At 70.8% G+C, this 25,208-nt stretch carries 24 protein-coding genes, 1 tRNA gene and 1 riboswitch; of the genes, 12 read left to right on the top strand and 13 right to left on the bottom strand.

Annotated features, from left to right (window positions below):
* Positions 1 to 355 precede the first annotated feature (355 nt).
* The 6 genes from BJ998_RS48625 (at position 356) to BJ998_RS14935 (ending at position 6,812) form a co-directional block, all read left to right on the top strand.
* On the top strand, positions 356 to 1,885 hold the full coding sequence (locus tag BJ998_RS48625) for a resuscitation-promoting factor (protein ID WP_184862195.1): 1,530 nt from the start codon (positions 356 to 358) through the stop codon (positions 1,883 to 1,885).
* Positions 1,886 to 1,902: 17 nt separating this feature from the next.
* On the top strand, positions 1,903 to 2,748 hold the full coding sequence (rsmA, locus tag BJ998_RS14955; protein ID WP_184862193.1) for a 16S rRNA (adenine(1518)-N(6)/adenine(1519)-N(6))-dimethyltransferase RsmA: 846 nt from the start codon (positions 1,903 to 1,905) through the stop codon (positions 2,746 to 2,748).
* 226 nt (positions 2,749 to 2,974) lie between these two features.
* A riboswitch (SAM riboswitch) is annotated at positions 2,975 to 3,065 on the top strand.
* A 225-nt stretch (positions 3,066 to 3,290) separates the two neighbouring features.
* On the top strand, positions 3,291 to 4,301 hold the full coding sequence (locus tag BJ998_RS14950; RefSeq protein ID WP_184862191.1) for a methionine ABC transporter ATP-binding protein: 1,011 nt from the start codon (positions 3,291 to 3,293) through the stop codon (positions 4,299 to 4,301).
* The gene (locus BJ998_RS14945; protein WP_184862189.1) at positions 4,298 to 4,984 is read left to right on the top strand and encodes a methionine ABC transporter permease; all 687 of its coding nucleotides are present in this window, start codon (positions 4,298 to 4,300) and stop codon (positions 4,982 to 4,984) included. The genes BJ998_RS14950 and BJ998_RS14945 overlap by 4 nt, the downstream gene beginning before the upstream one ends.
* A gap of 21 nt (positions 4,985 to 5,005) precedes the next feature.
* A complete protein-coding gene (locus BJ998_RS14940; protein WP_184862187.1) occupies positions 5,006 to 5,815 on the top strand; it encodes a MetQ/NlpA family ABC transporter substrate-binding protein in 810 nt (269 codons plus the stop codon).
* A 31-nt stretch (positions 5,816 to 5,846) separates the two neighbouring features.
* Positions 5,847 to 6,812: a 4-(cytidine 5'-diphospho)-2-C-methyl-D-erythritol kinase gene (locus BJ998_RS14935; protein WP_184862185.1), complete on the top strand. Its 966-nt coding sequence runs from the start codon at positions 5,847 to 5,849 to the stop codon at positions 6,810 to 6,812.
* Here BJ998_RS14935 and BJ998_RS14930 read toward each other — a convergent pair.
* On the bottom strand, positions 6,809 to 7,423 hold the full coding sequence (locus BJ998_RS14930) for an MmpS family transport accessory protein (protein ID WP_184868670.1): 615 nt from the start codon (positions 7,421 to 7,423) through the stop codon (positions 6,809 to 6,811). The genes BJ998_RS14935 and BJ998_RS14930 overlap by 4 nt on opposite strands.
* A gap of 78 nt (positions 7,424 to 7,501) precedes the next feature.
* Between BJ998_RS14930 and BJ998_RS14925 the strand changes: the two genes are divergently transcribed.
* The gene (locus tag BJ998_RS14925) at positions 7,502 to 9,268 is read left to right on the top strand and encodes an ABC-F family ATP-binding cassette domain-containing protein (RefSeq protein ID WP_184862183.1); all 1,767 of its coding nucleotides are present in this window, start codon (positions 7,502 to 7,504) and stop codon (positions 9,266 to 9,268) included.
* A 182-nt stretch (positions 9,269 to 9,450) separates the two neighbouring features.
* The gene (locus BJ998_RS14920) at positions 9,451 to 11,103 is read left to right on the top strand and encodes a fatty acyl-AMP ligase (protein WP_184862181.1); all 1,653 of its coding nucleotides are present in this window, start codon (positions 9,451 to 9,453) and stop codon (positions 11,101 to 11,103) included.
* 62 nt (positions 11,104 to 11,165) lie between these two features.
* Here BJ998_RS14920 and BJ998_RS14915 read toward each other — a convergent pair whose 3' ends face one another.
* From BJ998_RS14915 to BJ998_RS48620, 9 genes are all read right to left on the bottom strand, one after another.
* Complete coding sequence (locus BJ998_RS14915) at positions 11,166 to 11,414, bottom strand: DivIVA domain-containing protein (RefSeq protein WP_184862179.1); 249 nt, start codon at positions 11,412 to 11,414, stop codon at positions 11,166 to 11,168.
* Positions 11,415 to 11,456: 42 nt separating this feature from the next.
* Positions 11,457 to 12,029 (bottom strand): aminoacyl-tRNA hydrolase, encoded by a 573-nt coding sequence (gene pth, locus BJ998_RS14910; protein WP_184862177.1) that lies wholly within the window; start codon positions 12,027 to 12,029, stop codon positions 11,457 to 11,459.
* On the bottom strand, positions 12,019 to 12,525 hold the full coding sequence (locus BJ998_RS14905) for a DivIVA domain-containing protein (RefSeq protein ID WP_184862175.1): 507 nt from the start codon (positions 12,523 to 12,525) through the stop codon (positions 12,019 to 12,021). Before BJ998_RS14905 ends, pth begins: the two co-directional genes overlap by 11 nt.
* A 78-nt stretch (positions 12,526 to 12,603) precedes the next feature.
* Positions 12,604 to 13,206, bottom strand: a complete 603-nt coding sequence (locus tag BJ998_RS14900; RefSeq protein ID WP_184862173.1) for a 50S ribosomal protein L25/general stress protein Ctc — start codon at positions 13,204 to 13,206, stop codon at positions 12,604 to 12,606.
* Between the two features lie 202 nt (positions 13,207 to 13,408).
* Positions 13,409 to 14,389 (bottom strand): ribose-phosphate diphosphokinase, encoded by a 981-nt coding sequence (locus tag BJ998_RS14895; protein ID WP_184868669.1) that lies wholly within the window; start codon positions 14,387 to 14,389, stop codon positions 13,409 to 13,411.
* 2 nt (positions 14,390 to 14,391) lie between these two features.
* A complete protein-coding gene (gene glmU / locus BJ998_RS14890; RefSeq protein ID WP_184862171.1) occupies positions 14,392 to 15,876 on the bottom strand; it encodes a bifunctional UDP-N-acetylglucosamine diphosphorylase/glucosamine-1-phosphate N-acetyltransferase GlmU in 1,485 nt (494 codons plus the stop codon).
* Positions 15,877 to 15,918: 42 nt separating this feature from the next.
* Positions 15,919 to 17,586: a GGDEF domain-containing protein gene (locus BJ998_RS14885; protein ID WP_184862169.1), complete on the bottom strand. Its 1,668-nt coding sequence runs from the start codon at positions 17,584 to 17,586 to the stop codon at positions 15,919 to 15,921.
* Positions 17,587 to 17,660: 74 nt separating this feature from the next.
* Positions 17,661 to 17,731, bottom strand: a tRNA-Gln gene (locus BJ998_RS14880).
* Positions 17,732 to 17,758: 27 nt separating this feature from the next.
* Complete coding sequence (locus tag BJ998_RS48620; RefSeq protein ID WP_184862167.1) at positions 17,759 to 18,925, bottom strand: alpha/beta hydrolase family protein; 1,167 nt, start codon at positions 18,923 to 18,925, stop codon at positions 17,759 to 17,761.
* A gap of 159 nt (positions 18,926 to 19,084) precedes the next feature.
* Here BJ998_RS48620 and BJ998_RS14870 point away from each other — a divergent pair, with 159 nt between their 5' ends.
* Positions 19,085 to 20,035: an acyl-CoA desaturase gene (locus BJ998_RS14870; protein WP_184862165.1), complete on the top strand. Its 951-nt coding sequence runs from the start codon at positions 19,085 to 19,087 to the stop codon at positions 20,033 to 20,035.
* A 92-nt stretch (positions 20,036 to 20,127) separates the two neighbouring features.
* The gene (locus BJ998_RS14865; RefSeq protein ID WP_184868668.1) at positions 20,128 to 20,727 is read left to right on the top strand and encodes a TetR/AcrR family transcriptional regulator; all 600 of its coding nucleotides are present in this window, start codon (positions 20,128 to 20,130) and stop codon (positions 20,725 to 20,727) included.
* 51 nt (positions 20,728 to 20,778) lie between these two features.
* On the opposite strand, the gene BJ998_RS49555 is transcribed toward BJ998_RS14865, so the two are convergent.
* Both BJ998_RS49555 and BJ998_RS14860 read right to left on the bottom strand, forming a co-directional pair.
* Positions 20,779 to 20,976 (bottom strand): DUF6959 family protein, encoded by a 198-nt coding sequence (locus BJ998_RS49555; protein WP_376775999.1) that lies wholly within the window; start codon positions 20,974 to 20,976, stop codon positions 20,779 to 20,781.
* A 17-nt stretch (positions 20,977 to 20,993) separates the two neighbouring features.
* Positions 20,994 to 21,746 carry a putative hydro-lyase gene (locus BJ998_RS14860; RefSeq protein ID WP_312890122.1) on the bottom strand — a complete coding sequence of 251 codons (753 nt, stop codon included), beginning with the start codon at positions 21,744 to 21,746 and terminating at the stop codon, positions 20,994 to 20,996.
* Between the two features lie 45 nt (positions 21,747 to 21,791).
* Between BJ998_RS14860 and BJ998_RS14855 the strand changes: the two genes are divergently transcribed.
* Entirely contained in the window at positions 21,792 to 22,202 is a 411-nt protein-coding gene (locus BJ998_RS14855) for an SRPBCC family protein (protein WP_184862163.1), read from the top strand.
* Positions 22,199 to 22,636, top strand: a complete 438-nt coding sequence (locus tag BJ998_RS14850) for a MarR family winged helix-turn-helix transcriptional regulator (RefSeq protein ID WP_184862161.1) — start codon at positions 22,199 to 22,201, stop codon at positions 22,634 to 22,636. The genes BJ998_RS14855 and BJ998_RS14850 overlap by 4 nt, the downstream gene beginning before the upstream one ends.
* On the opposite strand, the gene BJ998_RS49170 is transcribed toward BJ998_RS14850, so the two are convergent.
* On the bottom strand, positions 22,633 to 25,161 hold the full coding sequence (locus BJ998_RS49170; protein WP_184862159.1) for a CHAT domain-containing tetratricopeptide repeat protein: 2,529 nt from the start codon (positions 25,159 to 25,161) through the stop codon (positions 22,633 to 22,635). The genes BJ998_RS14850 and BJ998_RS49170 overlap by 4 nt on opposite strands.
* Between the last annotated feature and the right edge of the window lie 47 nt (positions 25,162 to 25,208).

Genomic DNA, 25,208 nt, shown 5'->3' with positions numbered 1-25,208 from the left:
AGAAATCACCCCGTGGTGTGACTGGAGACACAACAACCCCGGGAATGTTTGCTCACACGCCCGACCTCCGTTACGGTCCCGTGATCGGTGCGTCGGACTCAGTGGTCCACCACCGGCCCGCAGTCAGGTCGGCGTTCGTCGGGGACGGCCGGCTTCCGCAAGGGAGGCCAGCCGGACGGCGTTGGCTACGGGACCAAGCAAGGCAGTCGGAGCACGAGACCCGAGCGAAGCGAGGAGAAGTACCAGCGGCTGACGTCGGCTAGTGGCGAAAACAGCCGCGGAACTCTTCGCGGACCATCGGCTTTTCGGAGGTAACGACCCCGTGACTGGGACCGGTAGGCACCGTAGACCGCGCGTGTCCGAGGAAGCGCCCACCCAGGCGCAGAGCGCTCAGAGCTTCTGGGCACCCCACACCGGGGTCGCCGTCGCCGAGCGCCAGACCTCGGCCTGGACCGCAGTGCGGCCGGACCTCGACTGGGACTGGGACTGGGAGGCCGAGCTCGAGGCCACCCGCCAGTTCGTGCCCGGCGGGGCGTACGTCTCCACCCAGGACGTGATGGACGTCCTCGGCCCCGACGCCCAGGACATCCTCAACTCCGTCAACATGGAGCTCGACCAGCTCCTCGAGCTGATGAACGCCAAGACCACGGTCTTGCCGATCATCCGCGACGACGCCGGCCCGCTCACCGAGGGCCTGGCGCAGTGCTGGGAGGAGCTGGAGGAGGGACTCGAGGACGCCAACCTCGTCCCGGAGCCCCAGCGCAAGGCGGTCGTCAAGACCGAGCAGGACACCCGGTCGCCGTGGAAGCGCCGGTTCATCAAGGCCGCCGTGATGGCCACCCTGGTCAGCCTCGCCGGTGGCGGCGCCACCGCGCTGGCCATGGACAAGGCCGTCACCGTCGACGTCGACGGTCACGAGATGACCGTGCACACCTACTCCGGCACCGTCGGCGACGTGCTGGCCAAGCAGGGCCTGTCGGCCGGCGCCCACGACTCGCTGATGCCCTCGGCCAGCTCGTCCATCGCCGACGGCGGCAAGATCGTCCTGCAGCGCGGCCGCACGATGACCGTGTCCGTGGACGGCGTCGCGAAGACCCAGTGGGTCAAGTCCCTCACCGTCGCCGACGCGCTGCGCGAGATGGGCGTCAAGACCGACAACGCCAAGCTCTCGGTCGACCCGTCCAAGCAGATCCCGCTGTCCGGCATGTCGATGGACGTCAGGACGGCCAAGACCGTCACGATCAGCGACGGCGGCAACGCCCCCAAGCAGCTCACCACCTACGCGGTGACCATCCAGGAGCTGCTGAAGTCCCTGAACATCACCCTCGGCGCCGACGACAACGTCGCGCCCGCCGCGGACACCAAGCTGGCCAGCGGCGCGCAGATCACCGTCAGCCGCAACGGCGTCACGGTCGTCCAGGAGAACCAGGACATCCAGCCGACGACGCAGATCGTCAACGACCCGACCCTGGACGAGGGCGTCACCCAGGTCATGGACCCGGGCGTGGTCGGCAAGCAGACCGTGACCTACCGGGTCACCATGCACAACGGCAAGCAGGCCGACAAGCAGCAGATCGGCGTGCAGGTCATCACGCCGATGAAGCCGAAGATCGTCAAGAACGGCACCAAGCCGCTGCCGGGCGACGAGATCTGGGACCGCATCGCCAAGTGCGAGTCCAGCAACAACTGGCACGCCAACACCGGCAACGGCTACTACGGCGGCCTGCAGTTCGACATCCCGACGTGGACCTCCAACGGCGGCGGGCAGTACGCCCCGCGGGCCGACCTGGCCACCCGTGAGCAGCAGATCGCCATCGCCAACCGGGTGCGCGCCGCTCGCGGCCTGCAGCCGTGGCAGTGCGCCCAGATCCTCGGTCTGACCTGAGCCTAGAATCCCCGTTCGTGCCCGAACTGCTGGGACCCGTCGAGGTCCGTGCCCTCGCCAAGGAGTTGGACGTCCGTCCGACCAAGAAGCTGGGCCAGAACTTCGTGCACGACACCAACACCGTGCGGCGCATCGTCACCGCCTCCGGTGTCACGGCCGACGACGTCGTGCTTGAGGTCGGCCCCGGGCTCGGTTCGCTGACCTTGGCGCTGCTGCCGGCGTGCAAGGCCGTCGTTGCCGTGGAGATCGATCCCGTGCTGGCCGCTCGGCTGCCCGTCACCGCCGCCGAGTTCGCGCCCGACGTCGCCTCCCGGCTCACCGTCGTCGGCGCCGACGCCATGCGCGTCACCGCCGACGAGATCGGGGTCGCGCCGACCGCTCTGGTCGCCAACCTCCCGTACAACGTGTCCGTGCCGATCGTGCTGCACCTGCTGGCCGAGCTGCCTTCGCTGCGGACCGGGCTCGTCATGGTGCAGTCCGAGGTCGCCGACCGCATGGCCGCCGGGCCCGGCAGCCGGGTCTACGGCGTGCCCAGCGTCAAGCTCGCCTGGTACGCCGACGCCCGCCGTGCCGGTCCCGTGCCTCGATCGGTGTTCTGGCCCGTGCCCAACGTCGACTCCGCCCTGGTCGCCTTCACCCGCCGCGAGCCCCCGTCCTCGGTGTCACGGGAAGCGCTGTTCTCCCTGGTGGACGCCGCCTTCGCCCAGCGGCGCAAGACCCTCCGGGCTGCCTTGGCCGGCTGGGCCGGCTCGGCTGACCGGGCCGGTCAGCTGCTCACCGCCGCCGGTGTCGACCCGTCGCTCCGTGGTGAGCAGCTCGGCATCGCCGAGTTCGCCCGCATCGCCGAGGTAGCCGCCGCGTAGTACCCCCATGTCCGGGCCAACGCCCCGCCGGTCGTGCTTCTTCCCGGACGTCCAGCCCGTGGACAACCCGGACCCCTCCGGATGACCGAGGGTGCCGGGGAACCTACCGTGCGATACGTCGTGGACCGAGCAATCGTCGGGCATCTGTGTGACATACCGAACGATCCGTGGTTCTTTCCGGGCACGGCTTGATTTTCCACATACCGGTCAGGTGTACTGCTACTTGCATCCATCCCGAGCGGCCGAGAGACCTGGATCGACGAAGCCGCAGCAACCACCCGACCCCGGGCAGGTGCTACAGCCAGGACCGATGGAGGACGTCATGGACCTCGCCCGAGTGTGCGCAGCGCGGCTGCTCACTCGCCGTCGAGTTGTCGATCAGTGCCGCCGCACCGCGACGGGCTGTCGGGCCGGCCGGTAACACCCCTACCGCCGCCTGCTGTCGGTTCACCCTCATTCGTCTCGTCCCGATAGGACGGTCCAAAAAGGACGGCCCTCGCGCGCCATCAGCGCGCGTGGCCGCGCGTGCCGTGGAGCAAACAGTGATCACTGTCGACAATCTGGTCAAGTCATTCCCCGCCCGGGGCGGCGCCGTGCGCGCCCTCGACGGCGTCACCCTCGAGGTCCAGGCCGGCGCCGTCTGCGGCGTCGTCGGCCCGAGCGGCTCCGGCAAGTCGACCCTGGCCCGCTGCATCGCTCTGCTCGAGCGCCCGGACAGCGGCGCCATCCGCGTCGACGGCACCGACCTCGTCACGCTCGACGGCAACCGGCTGCGCGCGGCCCGCCGGCAGATCGGCGTTGTGCCGCAAGGGGATTCGCTGCTGCGTCAGCGCACGGCGGCCGGCAATGTGGCGCTGCCGCTGGAAACCGCGGGCGTCGACGGCCCGACCCGCCGCCGCCGCGTCGGCGAACTGCTCGACCTGGTCGGCCTGACCGACAAGGCCGCCTCCTACCCCGACCAGCTCTCCGGCGGGCAGCGGCAGCGCATCGCGGTCGCCCGCGCGCTGGCCGCGAACCCGTCCGTGCTGCTCGCGGACGAGCCCACCTCGGCGCTGGACCCGGAGACCACCGGCTCCGTGCTCACCGTTCTCGACCGGGCCCGAGCGGAGCTCGGAGTCACGGTTGTTGTTGTCACACACGACATGGCGGTCGTCCGCCGGATCTGCGACGACGTCGCCGTGCTCGACGGCGGCCGGATCGTGGAGAACGGCAGGCTGCTCGACCTCGTGTCCGATGTGGACAGTCGCACCGCCAACGCGCTGCTGCCCGCGCTCGACCAGACCGACGGCATCGCCGGCGACCACGACCGCGTCGCGGACGTGGTGCTGGTCGGCTTCGCCGCGGTGGGCGCGCTGCTGCCGGAGGCGTCCAACCGGTTCGGCGTCGACCTCGCCGTGCTCGGCGGCGGACTGACCCGCCTCGGCGAGACCCCGGTCGCCCGGTTCCGACTGGGCCTGACCGGCGAGCGGGCCGACTCCGCGCTGGAGTGGATCTCCGAGGCCGGCGCCCTCGTTCGACGGACCCCGAAGGGTCCGCAGGGAGTCGCTGCGTGAGACAGACCACTCCGTGGTCCGATGTGTTCGACCTGCTCCACCCCGCGCTCGGCCAGACGCTGTACATGGTCGGCGTGGCGACGTTGTTCGCCACGGTGTTCGGGATCCCGCTGGGCGTGCTGCTGCACGTGACGGCGCCGGGCGGGCTGCGGCCCGTCCCGGTGCTGCACCGGATCCTGGGCACCGTGGTGGACTTCGGCCGATCGCTGCCGTTCATCGTGCTCATCGTGCTGCTGCAACAGGTTGTCACCCGCCCGCTGATCGGCACCTCGATCGGCCCGACCGCGGCGATCGTGCCGCTGGCCATCGGGGCGGTGCCCTTCCTCGGCCGGCTCGTCCAGTCCGCGCTGCGTGAGGTGGACGCGACGGTCGTCGAAGCGGCCGTCACCACCGGCGCCAGCCGGACCCGCATCGTGCGGTCCGTGCTGCTGGGCGAATCCGCCCCCGCGCTGGTGTCCGCGGTCGGCGTCACCGCCGTCACCCTCGTCGGCTTCTCCGCCATGGCCGGGGTCGTCGGCGGCGAGGGCCTGGGCGATCTCGCCATTCGCTACGGATACCAGCGCTACGACGACCGCGTGCTCTGGACGACGGTGCTCGTGCTCGGCGCCATCGCCATGCTCATCCAACTGCTGTTCGACGTGACGTCACGGCTCATCGACCGCCGTCGCCGCGTCACCGCCTGAAACTCGAGGAACCACAGTCCCATGAAGCTCCGTGTTGCGCTCCTTGCTGCCCTCGTGACGGCCACCGCGGCCGCCTGCGGGACGGGCGGCGGCGCGGCCGCAGACCCGAACGCCCCGCTCGTCGTCGGCGTCAGCCCCACCCCGCACGGCCAGATCCTGTCCTACGTCGCCGACAAGCTGGCGCCGGCCAAGGGCCTGAAGATCCAGGTCAAGGAGTTCACCGACTACGTCACGCCGAACACGTCGCTGGTGGACAAGTCGCTGGACGCCAACTACTTCCAGCACCAGCCCTACCTCGCCGACTTCGAGCAGAGCCACGGCGCGCAGCTGTCCTGGGTGACCGCCGTGCACCTGGAGCCGCTCGGGCTGTACTCGAAGAAGGCGCACAAGGCCGCCGACCTGCCGGACGGCGCCAAGATCGGCCTGCCCAACGACACCAGCAACGAGGCCCGGGCGCTCAAGCTGCTCGCCGACAACGGCCTGCTCAAGCTCAAGCCCGGCACGGAGACCACCGCGACCCCGCGCGACGTCGCCGGCAACCCGAAGCACCTTCAGTTCGTCGAGCTGGAGGCGGCGCAGCTGCCGCGCAGCCTGGAGGACACCGACGCCTCGATCGTGAACGGCAACTACGCGCTGTCGGCCGGTCTTGACGTCCGCGACGCGGTGCTCGTCGAAAAGGCCCAGGGCAACCCGAACGCCAACGGCCTGGTCACGCGGCCGGAGCTGGCGGGTGACAAGCGCATCAGGGAACTGGCCGAGCTGCTCAACTCCCCGCAGGTCAAGGACTACATCGAGCAGACGTTCCACGGTTCGGTCCTGCCGGCGTTCTAGCCAGCACAGCAACAGCCCGTAGGCTGGACGGGTGCTAGCCGTCGTACCGACACCAGTGACCGTCCGGGCCCCAGCGAAGGTCAACCTGCATCTCGCGGTGGGTGACCTGCGCGCAGACGGCTATCACGACCTGACGACGCTGTTCCAGTCGTTGTCGCTGACCGACGAGGTGACCGTCGCCGTCGCCGACGAGGCCGGCCTCGACGTGCGGGGCGAGGGCGCCGAGTCGGTGCCCACCGATTCGTCCAACCTGGTCTGGAAGGCCGTGCGAGCGCTCGCCGCGCACGTCGGCCGCGATCCGGATGAGCCCAAGCTGCGGATCACCATCAACAAGGGCATCCCGGTGGCCGGCGGCATGGCCGGCGGCAGCGCGGACGCCGCCGCCACGCTCGTCGCGCTGGCGCACCTGTGGCGGCTGGAGATGGGCCGCGACGAGCTGGCGACTGTCGCCGCCGAACTCGGCAGCGACGTGCCGTTCGTGCTGCAGGGCGGTTTGGCGCTGGGGACCGGGCGCGGCGAGCAGCTTGTCCCCGTGCTGTCCCGGCACACCTATCACTGGGTGATCGCCCTGGACAGCGGCGGCCTGTCCACCCCCGAGGTGTACCGCGAGCTGGACCGGCTGCGCGCCGACGGCAACCCGCCTCGGGTCGGCGCCGTCGAGCCCGTGCTGGAGGCCCTGGCCTCCGGCGACCCCAACCAGCTGGCGCTGCTGCTCGGCAACGACCTCCAGGCCGCCGCCGTCTCGCTGCGCCCCGGCCTGCGCCGCACGCTCCGTGCCGGCGTCAACGCCGGGGCGCTGGCCGGCATCGTCTCCGGCTCCGGGCCCACCTGCGCCTTCCTCTGCTCCGACGGCGACGCCGCCGTCCGGGTCGCCGCGGAGCTGTCCGGCGCCGGCGTGTGCCGGACCGTGCGGGTGGCGCAGGGCCCGGTCGCCGGCGCCCGTGTGATCACCGGCGACGACGCGGCCCGCCCCACCCCGCCCGAGGTGCACGCCTAGAAGCCGCCGCAGCTGGCGGTCGCGAACGGCCCGCTGGCCGTCGCCGTCTTGGCTTCCTTGCCGTTCACGGTGACCTTGCACGTGACGGAGCCGCCGTCGGCGCCGGCGCTGACGGTGAGCGAGCCGCCGCTGAACAGGCCCTTGGCCTGAAGGTCCTTGTGCCACGGCAGCTGGCTGGCGGTCTCCTGGTTCATGGAGCTGCCGTTGCCGTCGAACGAGCTGTAGGTGACCGTCGCGCCCTTGGCGTCTCCCGTCACCTCGTAGGTGATCGTGGAGACGGCGTTCTGCTGCTGGTTCACGTCGTTGACGGCCTTGGTGAACACGGCGACGTACAGGATGCAGATCACCAGGCCGATGACCGACAGCACGGCGCCGGTGATGGCCAGGCCGCGATTGGTGGCCTTGCCGCTGCTGGCCCGGGCGATGCCGATGATCGACAGCACCAGGCCGACGATCACCAGCGGCCAGGCCACGACGCCGATGAACGGGATGAAGCTGAGCAGGAGGCCGACGAGCCCGAGAACGAAGCCGGCGGTGCCGAGACCGTTGCGGGGCGGCTGCCCCTGCGGCTGGACGTCGGTGGCCGGTGGCGGGAAGTACGGGGCGGACATGGTGCTCACTTTCGGTCATCTCGCGCTGGTGCCAGACGCATCACCGGCGGCCACTTCGCCGTTACGTACCCTTTTCGCGTGGCGAACCTGGTCAACCTCGAGTCCGTGAGCAAGTCCTATGGCGTGAAGGCGCTGCTCGACGCCGTTTCCCTGGGCGTGAACGAGGGTGATCGCATCGGCGTCGTTGGTCTGAACGGCGGCGGGAAGACCACCCTTCTGGAGGTGCTGACCGGGCTGGAGCCGCCGGACGAGGGACGGGTCAGCCAGACGAGGGACCTGCGGATGGCGGTCGTCACGCAGCGCACCGAACTGATCGGGGACACGGTGCGCGCGGCGGTGCTGGATCCGCACGGGTACGCCTCGGAGCACGAGTGGGCGTCGGACGCCCGGGTCCGGTCGATTCTCGACGGCCTGGGGATCACCGCGCTGGGCCTGGACTCGCCGGTGGCGACGATGTCGGGTGGCGAGCGGCGCCGAGTGGCGCTGGCGGCGGCGTTGATCCGCGAGCTGGACCTGCTGGTGTTGGACGAGCCGACGAACCACCTGGACGTCGAGGGTGTGCGATGGCTGGCCGAGCACCTGCTGGCCCGGCGCAGCGCCCTCGTGGTCGTGACCCACGACCGGTGGTTCCTGGACACGGTGTGCACCCGGACCTGGGAAGTCGTGGGCGGGAACGTCGAGCAGTACGAGGGCGGCTACGCGGACTGGGTGTACGCCCGGGCGGAGCGCGCGCGGCTGGCCGACACGGCGGAGGAGAAGCGCCGCAACCTGGCCCGCAAGGAGCTGGCCTGGCTGCGCCGCGGCGCGCCGGCCCGAACATCCAAGCCCCGGTACCGGATCGAGAACGCCGAGGCGATCATCTCGGACGTGCCGCCGCCGCGGGACAAGGTCGAGCTGATGGCGTTCGCGAAGCGCCGGCTCGGCCGCACGGTGATCGAGCTGGAGGACGTGTCGTTCACGCTCGGCGACCGCACCCTGCTCGACCACGTGACGTGGCGGATCGGGCCGGGCGACCGGATCGGCCTGGTCGGCGTGAACGGCTCGGGCAAGACGTCGCTGCTGCGGCTGCTGGCCGGCGACCGCGAGCCGGACAGCGGCAAGCGGGTGCAGGGGCAGACGGTCCGGCTGGCGCACCTCACCCAGGAGCTGCACGACCTGCCGGGCGAGCTCAGGGTGCTGGAGGCGGTCGAGGAGGTCGCCCGCCGGGTGGTGCTGGGCAAGGTGGAGCTGTCGGCGTCGCAGCTGGCGGAGAAGTTCGGCTTCACCAAGGCCAAGCAGTGGACGCCGGTGGCCGACCTGTCCGGCGGCGAGCGGCGGCGGCTGCAGCTGGCCCGGCTGCTGATGGCCGAGCCGAACGTGCTGCTGCTCGACGAGCCCACCAACGACCTGGACATCGACACGCTGCAGCAGCTGGAGGACCTGCTCGACTCGTGGCCGGGCACCATGGTCGTCGTCTCGCACGACCGGTACCTGATCGAACGCGTCTGCGACCAGGTGGTGGCGCTGTTCGGCGAGGGCGGCATCACCGACCTGACCGGCGGCATCGAGGACTACCTGCGCCGCCGCGACCAGCAGCTGGCGGCCGCTGCCGCGGTGACGGCCGCTCCCGCGGCGCCCAAGGTCAGCGACGCCGCCGAGCAGCGGGCCGCCCGCAAGGAGCTGGCCCGGCTGGAGCGGCGGCTGGACGTGCTGACCAAGAAGGAGGGGGAGCTGCACGCCAAGCTGGCCGAGGCGGCGACCGATCCGGACAGGCTGCTGGCCCTCGACGCCGAGCTGCGCACCGTCCTCGCCGAGAAGGACGAGATCGAGGAGCAGTGGATGCTCGCCGCCGACGCCGCCGAATGAGCTGTGGAGTCCGCGAGGCCGCGCCGGTGCCTGGACCGTCGCCGGATTTCGGTCGCCGCCACTCGACGTGCCCCACCACGTGGCTGATGCGGCGGGCGAAATCCGGCCAGGGAAGGCGCCGGTCACGAGCGGCCTCGCCCCGCGCGGCACGCGCGGCGAAAGTACAGCCTAGGCTCCGTGGCATGAGCAAGTTCGTCGACACGTTGCGGGCCACCGGGACCGGTGGCCGCGACAAGGGGTTCATCACCGGCGAGCCGCACGCGCCGCTGCGCCGGACGTGGGCCGAGGTGCACGTGACCGCGACCGAGCTGGCCGGCGGGCTGGTGGCGGGCGGCCTGCGCCCGGGCACCGCGGTCGCCGTGCTGGCGGCCGACCCGGCAGTGATCGCGCCGGCCGTGCAGGCCGTCTGGCTGGCCGGGGGCAGCGTCACGATGCTGCACCAGCCGACCCCGCGCACCGACCTCGGCGAATGGGCCCAGGACACGCTGAAGGTGCTCGGCATGATCGAGGCCGGCCTGGTGCTGCTCGGCAGCCCCTTCGACGCGCTGTCCGGGGTGCTCGACGAGCACGGCATCACGTACCGGAAGCTGACCGACCTGGCCGGCGAGCCCCTGTCCGAGCCGGTCCACGTCGACGAGGACGCCACCGCGCTGCTGCAGCTGACCAGCGGCTCCACAGCGGACCCGAAGGCGGTGCGGATCACGCACCGCAACCTGATGGCGAACATGACGGCGATGATCACGGCGTCCAAGTTCGACTTCGAGGCCGACACCATGGTGTCGTGGCTGCCGCTGTTCCACGACATGGGCATGGTCGGATTCCTGACGCTGCCGATGACCTTCGGCATCGAGCTGGTGAAGGTCAGCCCGGTCGAGTTCCTCGGCGGCCCGCTGCTCTGGTTCGACCTGATCAGCCGCTACCACGGGACCGTCACCGCCGCGCCGAACTTCGCGTACGCCATCGCCGGCCGGCGACTGTCCTCTGTGGAGGATGACGGCAAGTACGACCTGTCGCGGCTGCGGATCGCCTTGAACGGCGCGGAACCCATCGACTCCGCCGCGGTGAAGTCGTTCACCGACGCCGGCGCGCGCTTCGGCATGAACCCCGGGTGTGTGCTCTGCGCCTACGGAATGGCCGAGACCACGCTCGGCGTCTCCTTCGCCGCCCCCGGCGACGGGCTTGCCGTCGACGTCATCGACGCCGACGAGTTGGAGGCCGGCAAGCGGGCCGTGCCCGCGACCGATGGCAGGACCCGCTCCTTCCCGCTGCTCGGATATCCCTTGCCCGGCCTGGAAATCAAGATTGTCGACGAGAACGGCGACGTCCGTGGCGACCGTGAGGTCGGCCTGATCATGCTGCGCGGCGAGTCCGTGACTCCGGGCTATCTCACCGTCAACGGCCCGGTGTCCACACAGGACGAACACGGCTGGCTCGACACCGGCGACGAGGGCTACCTCATCGACGGTCAGGTCGTCGTCTGCGGCCGGCGCAAGGACGTCATCATCATGGGTGGGCGCAACATCTACCCCACCGACATCGAGCGCGCCGCCACCTCCGTCGACGGCGTCCGCGCCGGCAACGCCGTCGCCGTCCGCCTCGACGCCGGCACCCGCCGCGAACGCTTCGCCGTCGCCCTGGAGTCCAACCGTGCCAACGATCCCGAGGCCGTCAAGGTGATCAAGGACGAGGTCGCCGCCAAGGTCGTGGACGCCGCCGGCGTCCGCCCCTACGCCGTGATCGTGCTGCCGCCCGGCAACCTGCCCAAGACCCCCTCCGGCAAGCTCCGCCGCGCCGCCGCCGGCGAGCAGGTCGCCAGGATGCTGGCCAAGGACTGAGCGGAACCGGGTGCGGGGCAAGGAAACCCCGCACCCGGCTTCGTCGGCGACCCGCCGCGCCGCTACCGGGCTTCCAGGGCGGCGGCGGCCTGGTCGAGGAACTTGTCCACTTCGTCCTTTGTGTACCCGCGGCGACCGAGGCCGGGGTGGGTGAAGGCGACCTCGCGCAGGTCGCGCGCGGTGAGGGAGTCCTCGCCGCGGAGGGTGGCCTCGATGCGGTCGAGGAAGGCGTCGACCTCGGCCTCGTCGTAGGCGTTCTTGCTCATCAAAGCCAGGCTGAACGTGATGTCGCGGACGTCCTCGGGGCTCATGGCAGCCGACGCTACCCACGGCCCCGGGGATCCGCCCGTTGATCAGTGGAAGGCGTTCTGGGCGGCTTCCAGGCCCTTGCCGATGAGGGCCTCGACGGCGTCGGCGCAGCGGTCGATGGCGAAGGGGAGTTCCTTGCGCTCGACCGTGGAGAAGTCCTTGAGGACGTAGTCGGCGGGATCCTGGCGGCCGGAGGGCCGGTCGATGCCGAAGCGGACGCGGAGGTAGTCCTTGGTGCCGAGGGACTTGGAGATGGAGCGGAGACCGTTGTGGCCGTTCTCGCCGCCGCCGAGCTTGAGCCGGATGGTGGCGAAGGGCAGGTCGAGCTCGTCGTGCACGACGATGACGTCGGCCGGGGCGACCTTGTAGAAGCGGGCGGCGGCGACGGTGGGGCCGCCGGAGAGGTTCATGAACGAGCGGGGCTTGGCGAGGACGACCCGGCGGCCGGACAGGCGCCCCTCGACGACCTCGGCGCCACTGCGGTGTCCCTTGAACTTGCCGCCGACGCGGGCGGCGAGCTCGTCGGCGACGAGGAAGCCGATGTTGTGCCGGTTGCCGGCATACTGCGGGCCGGGATTGCCCAGCCCGACGACAAGAACGACGTCGCTACCGTCCACGCGAGCGCAACTCCTGCTCCAACTCGTCCAACAGGGCGTCAACGGCGGCCACCCGGTACCCGCGGCGCAGCCCGGTGGTGCCGGTGAACCTGGTGTGGAAGACCTCGGACGCGGTCATCGCGGCCCGGCCGTCCAATGTGGCGGCGGCCCGGGCGAGGAACGCCTCCACCTCGCCGGGATCATAGCCGTGCGAGGCCTTCGGCAGCCGCACGGCCAACAGGTCGGCCCCGGTCCGCAGCCGCGTCGACGCGACCCGGCCGGTGCTCAACTGCCGCTCCACCCGCTCCAGGAAGGCGTCCACGTCCCGAGGCCGGTAACCGTGCTTGCGTGAGGCGAACACCACGTCACGGACCTGCTCGGCGGTGAGCGAGCCCCGCCCGGTCAGCGCCTGCGCGACCTGGGCGAGGAACGCGTCCACCTCGTCGACGTCGTAGCCGGGCCCCCGCTCGAACCGCACGGTCCGCACGTCGGCGGGCGTGAGGGTGGGCGGTGGCATCGGCTCCGAACGCGGGAACGGCGCCCGGCCCCCGTGGTTAGGGGGCTGGGCGCCGTCGCGGTGCTCTGCCGTGATGGCTCAGCTCTCGTCGTCGGCCGACTCGGCCTCGCCGGCCTCGCCGCCGTCCAGCTGCGCGGCGGTCGGCGCGGCGTTGATGGCGGCGACCAGCGCCTCGCCGTCGGTGACCAGCGTGGTGCCGGCGGGCAGCTCGATGTCGGCGGCGTGGATCTGGATGCCGGCCTCCTTGCCCTCCACCGAGACCTCGACGTGCTCGGGCAGGTTGAGGGCGTCGGCCTCGACCTGGATGGTGGACAGCTCCTGGGTGACCAGGGTGGCCGGGGCGGCGTCGCCGACCAGCGTCACCGGCACGTCGATGGTGACCTTCTCGCCCCGCTGCACCAGCAGCAGGTCGACGTGCTCGATGTAGTTCTTGATCGGGTGCGTGGTGACGGTCTTGGTCAGCGCCAGCTCGCTGCCGCCGTTCAGCTCCAGCGACAGGACGGCGTTGGTGCCGTGCTCACGGACCACACGGGCGAACTCCAGCGCCGGCAGGGCCAGGTGCTTCGGGTCGGAACCGTGGCCGTACAGCACCGCGGGGATCTTGCCGGAACGACGGGTGCGGCGGGCCGCGCCCTTGCCGAACTCGGTGCGCGACTCGGCGGCGAGACGTACCTCGGACACGGTGGGGTACTCCTTGTAGCTCTCAGGTTCGGGGTGGGGAAGCGGCCTGCGGCGACGGGGGCGCGCGGACCCATGAACAGCGCGCGGCAACCACGCCGCCGCGTCGATCACGGAGCCACGAGGACGACCCTCGCCGAGGCAACCAAGACAGTGTAGGGGGCCGATTCGCAGATGACGAATCGGCCCCCTACCTTACAGGTGCTTACGCGTTTCCGTCGAAGAGGCTGGTGACGGAGCCGTCCTCGAAGACCTGCTGGATCGCCTGGGCCAGCAGGGGGGCGATGGACAGCACGGTCAGCTTGTCGAACTGCTTCTCCGGCGGGATCGGCAGCGTGTTGGTGAGCACGACCTCGCGGGCGCTGCTGTTCTGCAGGCGCTCCACCGCCGGGCCGGACAGCACGCCGTGCGTCGCGGCCACGATGACGCCCTTGGCGCCGGCCTCGACCAGCTGTTCGACGGCCTTCACGATGGTGCCGCCGGTGTCCACCATGTCGTCGATGACCACGCACATCCGGTCGCGCACCTCGCCGACGACCCGGTTGGCGACGACCTCGTTGGGCTTGAGCGGGTCACGGGTCTTGTGGATGAACGCGATCGGGCAGCCGTCCAGCATGTCGGCCCACTTCTCGGCCAGCTTGGTGCGCCCGGAGTCCGGCGAGACGACGGTCAGCGGCTCGGTGCCGTACTTGGTCCGCACGTGCTCGGCCAGCAGCGCCATCGCCCACAGGTGGTCGACCGGTCCGTCGAAGAAGCCCTGGATCTGCGCGGTGTGCAGGTCGACGGTCATGATCCGGTCGGCGCCCGCGGTCTTGAACAGGTCCGCGATCAGGCGGGCCGAGATCGGCTCGCGGCCGCGGTGCTTCTTGTCCTGCCGCGCGTACGGGTAGAACGGCATGATCACGGTGATGCGCTTGGCGCTGGCCCGCTTGAGGGCGTCCACCATGATCAGCTGCTCCATCACCCACTGGTTGATGGGCGCGCTGTGGCACTGCACGACGAAGGCGTCGCAGCCGCGGACCGACTCCTCGAACCGCACGAAGATCTCGCCGTTCGCGAACTCGTACGCGGCCTGCGGAACCACCGAGACGTCGAGGTACTTCGCGACCTCCTCGGCGAGCTCCGGGTAGGCGCGGCCGCTGAAGAGCATCAGGCTCTTCTTCGGAGTTCCGGAGATGGAGGCCACGGTCACTGCTCCTTCGGGTCAGGTGTGCCTGTCTCACCGTCCTGCTGGGCGGCGAGTGCCTTGTGGGCGGCCTCGGCCGCCGGGGTGCCTTCGCGACGTCGGGTGACCCAGCCCTCGACGTTGCGCTGCGGCGCCCGTGCCACCGCGAGCGCGCCGGGCGGCACGTCGCGGGTGATCACCGAGCCGGCCGCGGTGTATGCGCCGTCCCCGACGGTCACGGGGGCGATGAACATGGTGTCCGATCCGGTGCGCGCATGCGAACCGATCACGGTCCGGTGCTTGCGCACGCCGTCGTAGTTGACGAACACCGACGCGGCGCCGATGTTGCTCTGCTCGCCGATGGTGGCGTCGCCCACGTAGGTCAGGTGCGGCACCTTGCTGCCGTCGCCGATCTCGGAGTTCTTCACCTCGACGAAGGTGCCGATCTTGCCGGCGGTGCCCAGCTTCGCGCCCGGCCGCAGGTACGCGAAGGGGCCGACGCTGGCCCGCTCGCCGATCTCGGAGTCCGAGCCGTGCGTGCGCACGACCTTCGCGCCCGCCCCGACCACGCAGTTGCTCAGCGTGGTGTCCGGGCCGACGACCGCGCCCTCGTACACCGCGGTGCCGGCGCGCAGCTGCACGTTCGGCTCGATGAGCACGTCCCGGGCCAGCGCGACGTCCGCGTCCAGCCAGACCGTGGCCGGGTCGACCATGGTGACGCCGGCCCGCATCCAGCTCTCCACCAGCCGCCGGTTGAACTCGGCGCCGAGCCGGGCCAGCTGCACGCGGTCGTTGACGCCCTCGACCAGCCACTCGTCGGCGCAGATCAGGGCGCCGACCGGGCGGCCGTCGCGGCGGGCGATGGCCAGCACGTCGGTCAGGTACAGCTCGCCCTGCGCGTTGTCGGTGGTCAGCCGGGACAGCCCGTCCCGCAGCACGGCGGTGTCGAAGACGTAGATGCCCGAGTTGATCTCGGTGATGGCCGCCTGCTCCGGCGTGGCGTCCTTCTGCTCGACGATCTCCAGCACGTTGCCGTCGCTGTCGCGCACGATCCGGCCGTAGCCGTGCGGCTCGGGCACCACGGCGGTGAGCACCGTCACGGCGTTGCCGGCCGAGTGGTGCTCGGCCAGCAGCTGGGTGAGCGTCTCGCCGTCCAGCAGCGGCACGTCGCCGTAGGTGACGACGGTGGTGCCGGTCTCCACCTCGGGCAGCGCGGCCAGCGCGCAGCCGACGGCGTGCCCGGTGCCGCGCTGTTCCTCCTGCACCGCAACGGTGATCTTGCGGTCGAGGTCGCCGGAGAGCCCGTCCAGGTACTCGGCGACGGCCTGCCGGCCGTGCCCGACGACCACGACGAGGTGGTCGGGGTCCACGCCGACGGCGGCCCGCACCGCGTGCTCGACGAGTGCTCGGCCGGCGATCCGGTGCAGCACCTTCGGTGTCGCCGAGCGCATCCGGGTTCCCTCACCCGCCGCGAGCACGATGGTGCTGACCTGTCCGCCCTGAGGCATGGACCTGCTCCCTAGGAGTCGACGCCTTGGATGACGACGATCCTACGGTGCGCCCTCCACCGCCACGGCCGACCGGCTGTTGGGCTCACTCACAGTGTCCCCGGCCACGGCCGCGACGCCGTTGCCGCCGCCACGCTTGGCCAGATACATGGCCGCGTCCGCACGGGCCAGGGCCTGGGCGGCGCTCTCCTGTGGACGCAGCGAGATGACGCCGATCGACAGCGTCACACCGCGGGACAGGTCCATGGGCAGCCGGGCGACGGCGTCCACGGCCCGGCCCAGCGCCGCCTCGGCCGCGCTCAGCGGGGCGCCGGGCAGCAGCACGACGAACTCGTCGCCGCCGTAGCGGGCCACCATGTCGTCGCCGCGGACGGCACTGCGCAGCGTGCTGGCGATCACCCGCAACACGTCGTCGCCCTCGGCGTGCGAGGCGCGGTCGTTCACGCCCTTGAACCCGTCCAGGTCGACGAGCGCGACCGCCAGCGGCTGCTCGCCGGGCGCGGCGACCAGGGCCTCCAGCCGCTCGTCGAGGGCGCGGCGGTTGGGCAGCCCGGTCAGCGGGTCCTGCAGCGCCTGCTGCGAGATCGCGCCGTGCTCACGGGACAGCCGCTCGTGCTCGCGGCGGGTCTGCAGGCTCGTCACCTTGGACTCGCCCATCTGCCACATCTCGTGCTCGAGCTCGGTGGCGTACTGCTCGAGGGCGTTCGCGCCGACCTCGGTCTGCTCCGAACCGGACAGTCGGGCGAACTCGCGCATCAGGCACAGCCGGAGCGTGTTCTCGGTGGTGTCGTTGAGCAGCCGGTCGGCCGCGCCGGCCAGCACGTGGATCGCCTCGGAGAAGCGGTCCTCGCGTTCCAGGCAGCGGGCCAGCGCGATGGACACCATGATCAGTTCACGGGGCGAGGCGGCGATGTCGCCGAGCGAGCGCAGCCGGTCGATGTGCTCGGCGCCGGGCCGGGCCAGCGCGTGTGCGGCGCCCACCACCGGCAGCTGGTCGGCGGCCGGGGCCTCGGACAGCCGGGTCGGCTGCGAGTTGCGCCACGGCATCTCGGCCGCGGCGGCGATGGCGGAGGCCGTGAGGAACTTCTCCGCCGCCTTGTCGTACTGGCCGACCCGCTCCAGCCGCAGGCCCCAACCCAGCAGCAGTCGGGTCTGGTTGATCATGTGCTCGGCGATCTCGTACGGGCCGCCGTCGCCGCGGATCGCCGCGCCGGCCCGGTTGAACACGCCGGCCGCGATCTCGTACACGCCGAGCTGGCTGAGCAGCTGGCCGATGTCCACCAGCACCGCGGACAGCAGCCGGGTCCACGACCGGACGCCGATCAGCGTGTCCGGGGTGAGGTCCTCGTCGAGGATGGCCAGCGCCCGCGCCGCGGAGGTGAGCGCCTCGTCCTCGTAACCGCCGAGGAAGAACCGGCGGCCGCGCAGCGCGTGCGCGCCCGCCTCCATCACGGTCAGGCCGTGCCGGCGGGTGTGCGCGATCATCTCGTCGAGCAGCGGGTCGGTCTCGTTCGGCGAGTGCGCCCCGGACAGCCGCACCAGGCAGCTCGTCCGCAGCACCTGGGCGACCATGCGAGGCTCGCCCCGACGTTGCGCCTCGGCCAGCAGGCGGTCGGCCTCGGCGACCACGGCGTCGGACTGGCCCTCGACGTCGCCGCCCGAGGACATCGCCAGCTCGCGGGCACGCCCGACCAGCCAAGCGTCCGACATCTCGGCCAGCGCCGGGGCGCCGTCCTCGTGCTGGTCGACCGTGTCCTCGTGCAGCTTCGACTCCTTCTCGATCGCTCCGCTGCCAGGATTCGAACCTGAACCATTGGAACCAAAATCCAAGGTGCTGCCGTTACACCACAGCGGACTGTGTGTGCCCCCATGTTGTCACGTCTCACCTCGTCAGGTCAGGGCGACCACCCAAGAAGTCCCTGAGATGACGCTCGTAGCCGCTCGGGTCCACGTTCCAGGCGGCGGTGTGCTCCGCCCCGGGCACCTCCACGTAGGTGATCGGCCAGCCGAGCCGGCCCGCCGCGGCGGCGAGATCACGTGAGGCCTGCACGGGAACGGTGGTGTCGACCGAGCCGTGGAAGAGCAGGGTCGGCGGCTTGTGCGCGGGCGGCGCGTCGGCCAGCTCCATCCGGCCGAAGTCGATGCCGCTGCGCCAGCCCGACACCAGTTCCGCGTCCCAGGTCAGCAGGCCGGTCAGCGGCAGGCCGCGGTCCTCGGCCTGCAGCACCAGCGTCTTGCCCCAGCTGACCGCCGGCGCGTCCAGCACGACGGCGTCGACCTTGTCGGCCAGCGGCGACTGGACCAGCACCTGTTCGGCGATCGCGCCGCCCATCGACCAGCCGTAGAGCACGAAGTGCCTGGCGCCGCGCCCCGTCGCGTACTTCATGGCCGACTCCACGTCCCGCCACTCGGAGTCGCCCAGGTGGAAGAAGCCGTCCGGGGAGCGGGGCGCGCCGGCGTCGTTGCGATAGGTGATCGACAGCACCGACAGGCCCAGCTGGTGCAGAGGTGGGATGGCTCGCAGCGTCTCCTCCCGGGTGCCGCCGCGGCCGTGGATGGCGATCACCCAGGTGTCGCCGCCGGGGACGAGCCAGGCCGGCGCCGGCCCGAGCTCCGTCGGCACGTCCACGTTCTGGAAATCCTGGCCCAGCGCGGATTTCGGGTCACCCGGCCACATCTGCGGGCTGAACCGGACATGCGTGCCGGCCGGTGGCGCCTGGCCCTTGAGCAGCCGGCGCTCAACCCGGCCGTCACGATCCGTGAGGACCTCGCCGACCTGGGCGTAGCCGCCGTTCCAGAGCAGCGCCCAGGTGCCGGCGTCTGTGGTGTCGCTCGCTTTTCGCAGTGCGACGGAACTCACACCGCCCACGGACGTTGGACCCAGTGAGACGTCCGGGTAACCGGGTCGCGCCTGCGTCGGATCGAGCAACTGGCCGCTGTAGTACCAGCCGATCCCGAGCAGCGTGAGCACGGCGACGACCAGCGCGATCGACGTCGTGACGAGGGTGATCCGGAGGGCCCGGGAGCGGCGAACACCTTGTGTCGGCACGGAGAGCTGACCGCCTGTCGATCCTGTGAAGATGGATAGAACGTCCGTGCTCGGGGCTGGTATTCCCGGCCGGTACAACCTACGCTTGCGTAAGTTACGGTTCCGTAGGCGAGGTTCGCCTAAGTCAAGCAAATTAAACTGACCGCGAGGAGTCACGGTATGACCACAGCCCTGGAGAAGCCAAGGGAAGCAACCGGCGGGGGGCCGAAGCCGATGCTGGACGGCCAACACGGCCGCGTCGAGCAGGCTCTCATCTACATCTTCACCATCGTGCCATTCGTCGCGTTGGTCGCCGCCGTCCCGCTGGCCTGGGGCTGGGGTCTGAGCTGGGTGGACATCGCGATCGGCGCGGTGTTCTTCTGCATCAGCGGCATGGGCGTCACGGTGGGTTACCACCGCTACTTCACGCACGGCTCCTTCAAGGCCAAGCGCGGCCTGCGCGTCGGGCTGGCCATCGCCGGCAGCATGTCGCTGCAGGGTTCTGTGATCAAGTGGGTCGCCGACCACCGGCGGCACCACGCCTTCTCCGACCGTGAGGGCGACCCGCACTCGCCGTGGCTGTTCGGCACCGGGCCGATCGCGCTCGCCAAGGGCTTCTGGCACGCGCACATGGGCTGGCTGTACGAGCGTGACCTGACCAACCGCGACCGTTTCGCGCCGGACCTGGTCGCCGACCAGGACCTGGAGCGAGTGGACAAGTTGTTCCCGGTGTGGACCGTCGTCAGCCTGCTCGCGCCCGCCGCGCTCGGCGGCCTCATCAGCTGGTCCTGGTGGGGAGTCCTGACCGGCTTCTTCTGGGCCGGCCTCGTCCGGGTCGCCGTGCTGCACCACGTCACGTGGTCGGTGAACTCCATCTGCCACATGATCGGCGAGCGGCCCTTCGCCGCCCGGGACAAGTCCGCCAACTTCTGGCCGCTGGCGATCCTGTCGTTCGGCGAGTCGTGGCACAACCTGCACCACGCCGACCCCACCTCCGCCCGGCACGGCGTGCAGCGGGGACAGATCGACATCTCGGCGCGGACCATCTGGCTGTTCGAGAAGCTCGGCTGGGCGTGGAACGTGCGCTGGCCGAGCCCGCAGCGGCTGGCCAGGATCAGCGTCGCCAAGTAGGTGACATATCGTGGCTGCCCATGGCCGCCCGGCGCAGGACACGTGACAGCAGGGGCGACGCGGACGGCGTCGCCCCTGTGACGCGCGTGCGGATGACCGGCAAGGAGCGCCGGCAGCAGCTGCTCGACGTGGCCAGGGAGCTGTTCGCCGAAAAGGGCTTCGACGGCACCTCCATCGAGGAGATCGCCCACCGGGCCGGCGTTTCCAAGCCCGTCGTGTACGAGCACTTCGGCGGCAAGGAGGGCATCTACGCCGTCGTCGTCGACCGGGAGATGCAGTACCTGCTCGACTCCGTGGTGACGGCGTTGGGCGTCGGCGGCGGGCATCCCCGTGAGCTCCTCGAGAAGGCCGCCCGCGCCCTGCTCAACTACATCGAGGGCTCCAGCGACGGCTTCCGCATCATGGTCCGCGATTCCCCCGTCGCCAGCGCCACCGGCACCTTCTCGAGTTTGTTGAACGACATCGCCTCCCAGGTCGAGCACATCCTCGGCCTGCACTTCGACGCCCGTGGCTACGACCCCAAGCTCGCCGCCCTGTACGCCCAGGCTTTGGTGGGGATGGTCGCGCTGACCGGTCAATGGTGGCTGGAGGTTCGCAAGCCCAAGAAGGACGAGGTCGCCGCGCATCTGGTCAACCTGGCGTGGAACGGCCTGTCCCACCTGGAAGGCAAGCCCCGACTGCGGACTCGGTAGACGGCCGCCGTCGTTCGCCTTGCGGTCCTCTTGTCCACCGGGCAGCGTTCGCTAGTCGTCCGTTGTGTACGGAAGCTTCAGGTCATGTGTACGCATCATGATCTCGTACGAGGCAAGCATCGTGTGGACGGCATCGTGAACCTCCTCGACCACTTCCCTGATGCCCTCGAAGTCCCCATGCTCTGAAAGGCTCACGAGTTCGCTGACCGTGTCATCGAGTGACTTGAGTGAGTCGCCTCCGGAACTCAGTTCCGGGGCCTCCTTCTTCAGATCCGGTAGTCGGTGTCGAGGGCGTCGGTGATGAACATGTGGCCGGGTGCGTGGGTGATGGCGAACGGCGGCTTGGATGCCATCACGGCGGCCTGAGGGGTGACGCCGCAGGCCCAGAACACGGGGACCTCACCCGGCCGAATCTCAACCGAGATACCGAAATCCGGGCGGGAGAGGTCGGTGATGCCCAGCTCCGACGGATCACCGACATGCACCGGCGCCCCATGTACCGCGGGCATCAGTCGAGTCACCTCGACCGCCCTGGCGACCAGTTCCGCGGGGATGGGCCGCATGGAGACGACGAGCGGCCCGCGAAGGCGGGGAGTGGGGCGGCAAGACCGGTTGGTGACGTACATGGGGACGTTGGAACCCCGAAGGGGAATGCCGGCGGCCGTCAGAGCGGACTCGAAGGTGAAGCTGCAGCCGATGAGCACGGCGACGAGGTCGTCACGCCAGAACTCGCTGGCATCGGGGCATTCCGCCGTCAAAGAGCCGTCAACCCACACGCGGTAGGCGGGCAGGTCGGTACGGAGATCGGCGCCGGGGGCCAGCGCGGTGTGGGGAACGCCGGCGTCGGTGACGTCGAGGACGGGGCAGGGCTTGGGGTTCCGCTGCGCGAACAGCAGCACGTCGTACGCCCAGTCGGCGGGCACGGCGATGAGGTTGGCCTGGGTGTGGCCGGGAGCCATGCCGGCGGTCGGAGTGACCAGACCGGACCGGAAGCTCGCACGTGCCTCGGCAGCAGTCACGGAACCAGGGTAGCGAGGTAGTAATCGCGCATATAATATGCACGCATGACGACTTACGGGTTCGAGCACACGGTGACGACAACGGCGACCCCGGCGGCGGTCTGGGCGCGGTGGAGCGACCCGGCGGACTGGCCGAGCTGGGACGAGGGCCTGGAGAAGGTGACGCTGGACGGGGAATTCGTGGTCGGCGCAAGAGGAGAGCTGACGGTCACCGGCCAGCCACCCCTGCCGTACGTGCTGACGGAGGTGAGACCGAACGAGGGATTCACGGACGAGACGGAGATGCCGGGCGGCATCCTCCGGTTCAGCCACCGCATCGAGCCGGCCGGCGACGGCCGGTGGCTGCTCACGCACCGACTGGAGATCGACGGCAGCGACGAACTCAAGGCGATGGGCCCGATGATCACGGAGGACTTCCCCGACGCGGTCGGCGCCTTGGCGAGAATGTGCGAATGAACGACGAGCCGCGGTCCCGCTGGACGGGCCCCGGGCGCAGCCCCGGATTCCTGCTCTGGCGGGTCACCCTGGCCTGGCAGCGGGCGATGCGGGCGGCACTGGCCCCGCACGACCTCACCCACGTGCAGTTCGTGCTGCTGGCCTCGGCCTGGTGGCTCGGGGACCACGAGGAGCCGCCGACGCAGCAGCGCCTGGCGGAGCAGGCCGGCGCCGACACGATGATGACCAGCCAGGTGGTCCGCAAGCTGGCGGACCGGGGGCTGGTGAACCGCTCGCCGGATCCCCATGACGCGCGGGCGCTGCGAATCGTCGTCACGCCGGAAGGACGGGAGGTGCTCGCGGCGGCGTTGCGGGACGTGGAGCAGGCCGACACGGAGTACTTCGCGGCGGTGGACGACGGTTTCGTCGACGGCCTGTCCCGGTTGCTGCGCTAGACGGATTTCCCGCCCAGGCACACGAAACCAGCAGCGGCGGCGAGGTCGCGCGGGCTGCCGCCGGCCAGCGAAGACTGGGCGGCGGCGAGTGCGGCGGGTGCGGGTAGGCCGGCGAGTAGTCCGCGGTGGAAGGCGGTCATCAGCGGCGCGGTCTCGAGGTCGGGAATCGGGACCACGGAGGCGATGAGCGTGGCGGTGCCGCGGGACAAGAAGGTGGCGGACAGGCCCAACAGTTCGTCGCCGGTGCAGACGAGGGACCGCCCGATGTCGCACGAAGCGAGCACAACGGTGTGTGGAACCTGCCGTGTGCGTTCGAGGTCGTGCACGACGAGTGGACCGTCGTGCAGCCGAAGGCTGGAGAACAGAGGATTGTCCAGGGCCAACCGGCCGTGTGCGGCCAGGTGTGCGACGCCGCAGCTGCGGAGCAGACCGAGCACCCGGTCCACGGTGGCAGCAGAATCCAGCCACGGGTCGACGCCGTACAGCTTGGCGACGGCGAGGGCCTCGTCGCGTGCGCCGGAAAGGCCGGGGCCGGCGACAACGGCGACGCCGGGGCGGTTGTCGAAGCGGGTCGACTGCCACAGCGTGGCCGACGGCGACACGGTCACGGGGCGGCCGACCCGGCCCGGCAGCACCGACCACGGGAGGTCGTGCAGCGGCCCGGTCGGTACGACAACGAGCGGACGATCGTCCACATGGAACGGTTCGAGCAACAGCTTGTCCAGCCGTGAGGCGGCATCCGTCAGCAAAGACTGCGCGCCCGACGATGAGCGCCGGGCGAGGCGGTGCAGGGCGAACGGTAGTCGCTCGACGAGCCCGAAGACGTCGGCGACCGACCCGAGCGGCACCAGCCGTGAGACACCGTCGACCACGCCGATGCCGAGCAGCTGCCCGTCGAGCTGAACGTATTCGATCAACGCGCTGGCCCCGAGATCCAGCTCCCGCAGCGATATCGGCTCCACGACATGGAAATCGCCGCCGCGATGCAGGCGAACATGATCCCGGATCCGACGCTCCAACCCGACCTGTCGCTGGGCGTGCCGGGCGTTGCGGACGACGCTTCGCAGCTGTGCCAACAGATCGGCGAGCACGGGGTCGTCCGGCGGTAGCACGGGCTGGTGCAGCAGGCGACGGCTTCGTTCCGCCCACTCGAAAACCTGCGGCACGCGACCGTCCCGCAGCGCCGTCCGCAACCCGAGCTCGGTCAACTCCACCCGGTGCACGGCCGAATACGCGCGAAGATCCGTCGCTCCCAACGACATGCTGTGCTCGTCCAACACCCGCAGCCCACGCCGGAGCGCCCGTGACGAACCGCGTGCGTCGCCGGCCCGCTCCCGCAGCAACGCCTCCGCGTACCAGCCGCGGGCCCTCAGGCCGGCGGGACCGCGCCGCCTCGCCGAAGCCGCTTCTCCGAGCAATTCCCCGTCGCCCAACACCAAAGCCGCCGCCAGCCGGGCCTCCAGGGCGGCCGCCGGCCAGCCGGAACGCACCAGGGCCGTCACCATGTCCCGCAGGCCGCGCCGCGAAACCGGCCGGCCGAGCGCCATCGACGACCGTACGACGATCAACCGCGCCAACTCCGCCCACTCGCCGCGTTGCTGCCGCAGGAACTGCCGCCGGGCCCGTTGCGCCTGTGTCAGCGCCGTCGGCCAGTCACGGGCGAGCAGCGCCGCCTGCGCCAGCAGCACCCGTGCGCCCGGCAGCAACAGGCCCCGCCGCTCGCGCTCGAACGCGTGCACGGCCCGTTCCGCCGCTTCCTGCGCCTCCGACGCCGATCCGACCGCCAGCAGCAGTTCGCCCCGGTCCATGAACACCGGCCCGAGCTGCCCGCCCTCCGCGCCGATCGCCTGCTCCGCGCGGTCGAGGTGCGCCAGCGCGGCCGGCACGTCGCCGCGCAGTGTCTCCAGGAAGCCCAGGTTCTCCGCGATGATGCCGGCGGCCAGCTGCCGGCCCAGCTTGTGGGCCAACTGGTCGGCCGCCGTCAGGTCCGCCTCGGCTGCGCCGAACGAGTGACGTTCGGTGTGCAGGATGCCCCGGTTGACCAGGGTCCGTTGCAGATTCAGCAGATCACCCGTTCGGCGCAGCAGGGGCACCGCGGCCTGATACTCCGCGTGTGCCTCGGACAGCCGCCCGAGCTGGTGCAGCATGTCCGCCCGCTGCGCTCGGGCCCGAGCCCGGCCGGCGCCGTCAAGATCGCGCACGGCCAGGTCGATCTCCCGCAGCGCCGGCCCCGGGCGGCCCTGCTGCAGCAACGCGGCCGCCAGCGGAATCCGGCTCTCACCAGCGAGTTCAGGTCGCTCGGCGGCGGCGATCGACCGCCGCAGGTGCACTGCCGCGGCGGCCACGTCCCCGCACTGCAACAGGGACCGTCCCCACGCCCGTTCCGCGATCGACAGCGCGTCGGCGTCACCGTCGTGACGGGCCCGCCGCACCGCCGCCGCGCAGGTCGGCCCGGCGCGGCCGGCGGCCTTGTCGGCCAGCCGCAGCGCCTCCTCGGCCACCGCGAGCGCGGTACCGCTGTTCACAGCAAAAAGGATGAACCCGTCACACCCGTCGCGAGAATGCGATTAAC

It is taken from the genome of Kutzneria kofuensis (assembly GCF_014203355.1).
GTDB lineage: Bacteria > Actinomycetota > Actinomycetes > Mycobacteriales > Pseudonocardiaceae > Kutzneria > Kutzneria kofuensis.
Note: the sequence above shows the minus strand (reverse complement) of the source record. Positions and strands in the feature narration are given on the sequence as shown.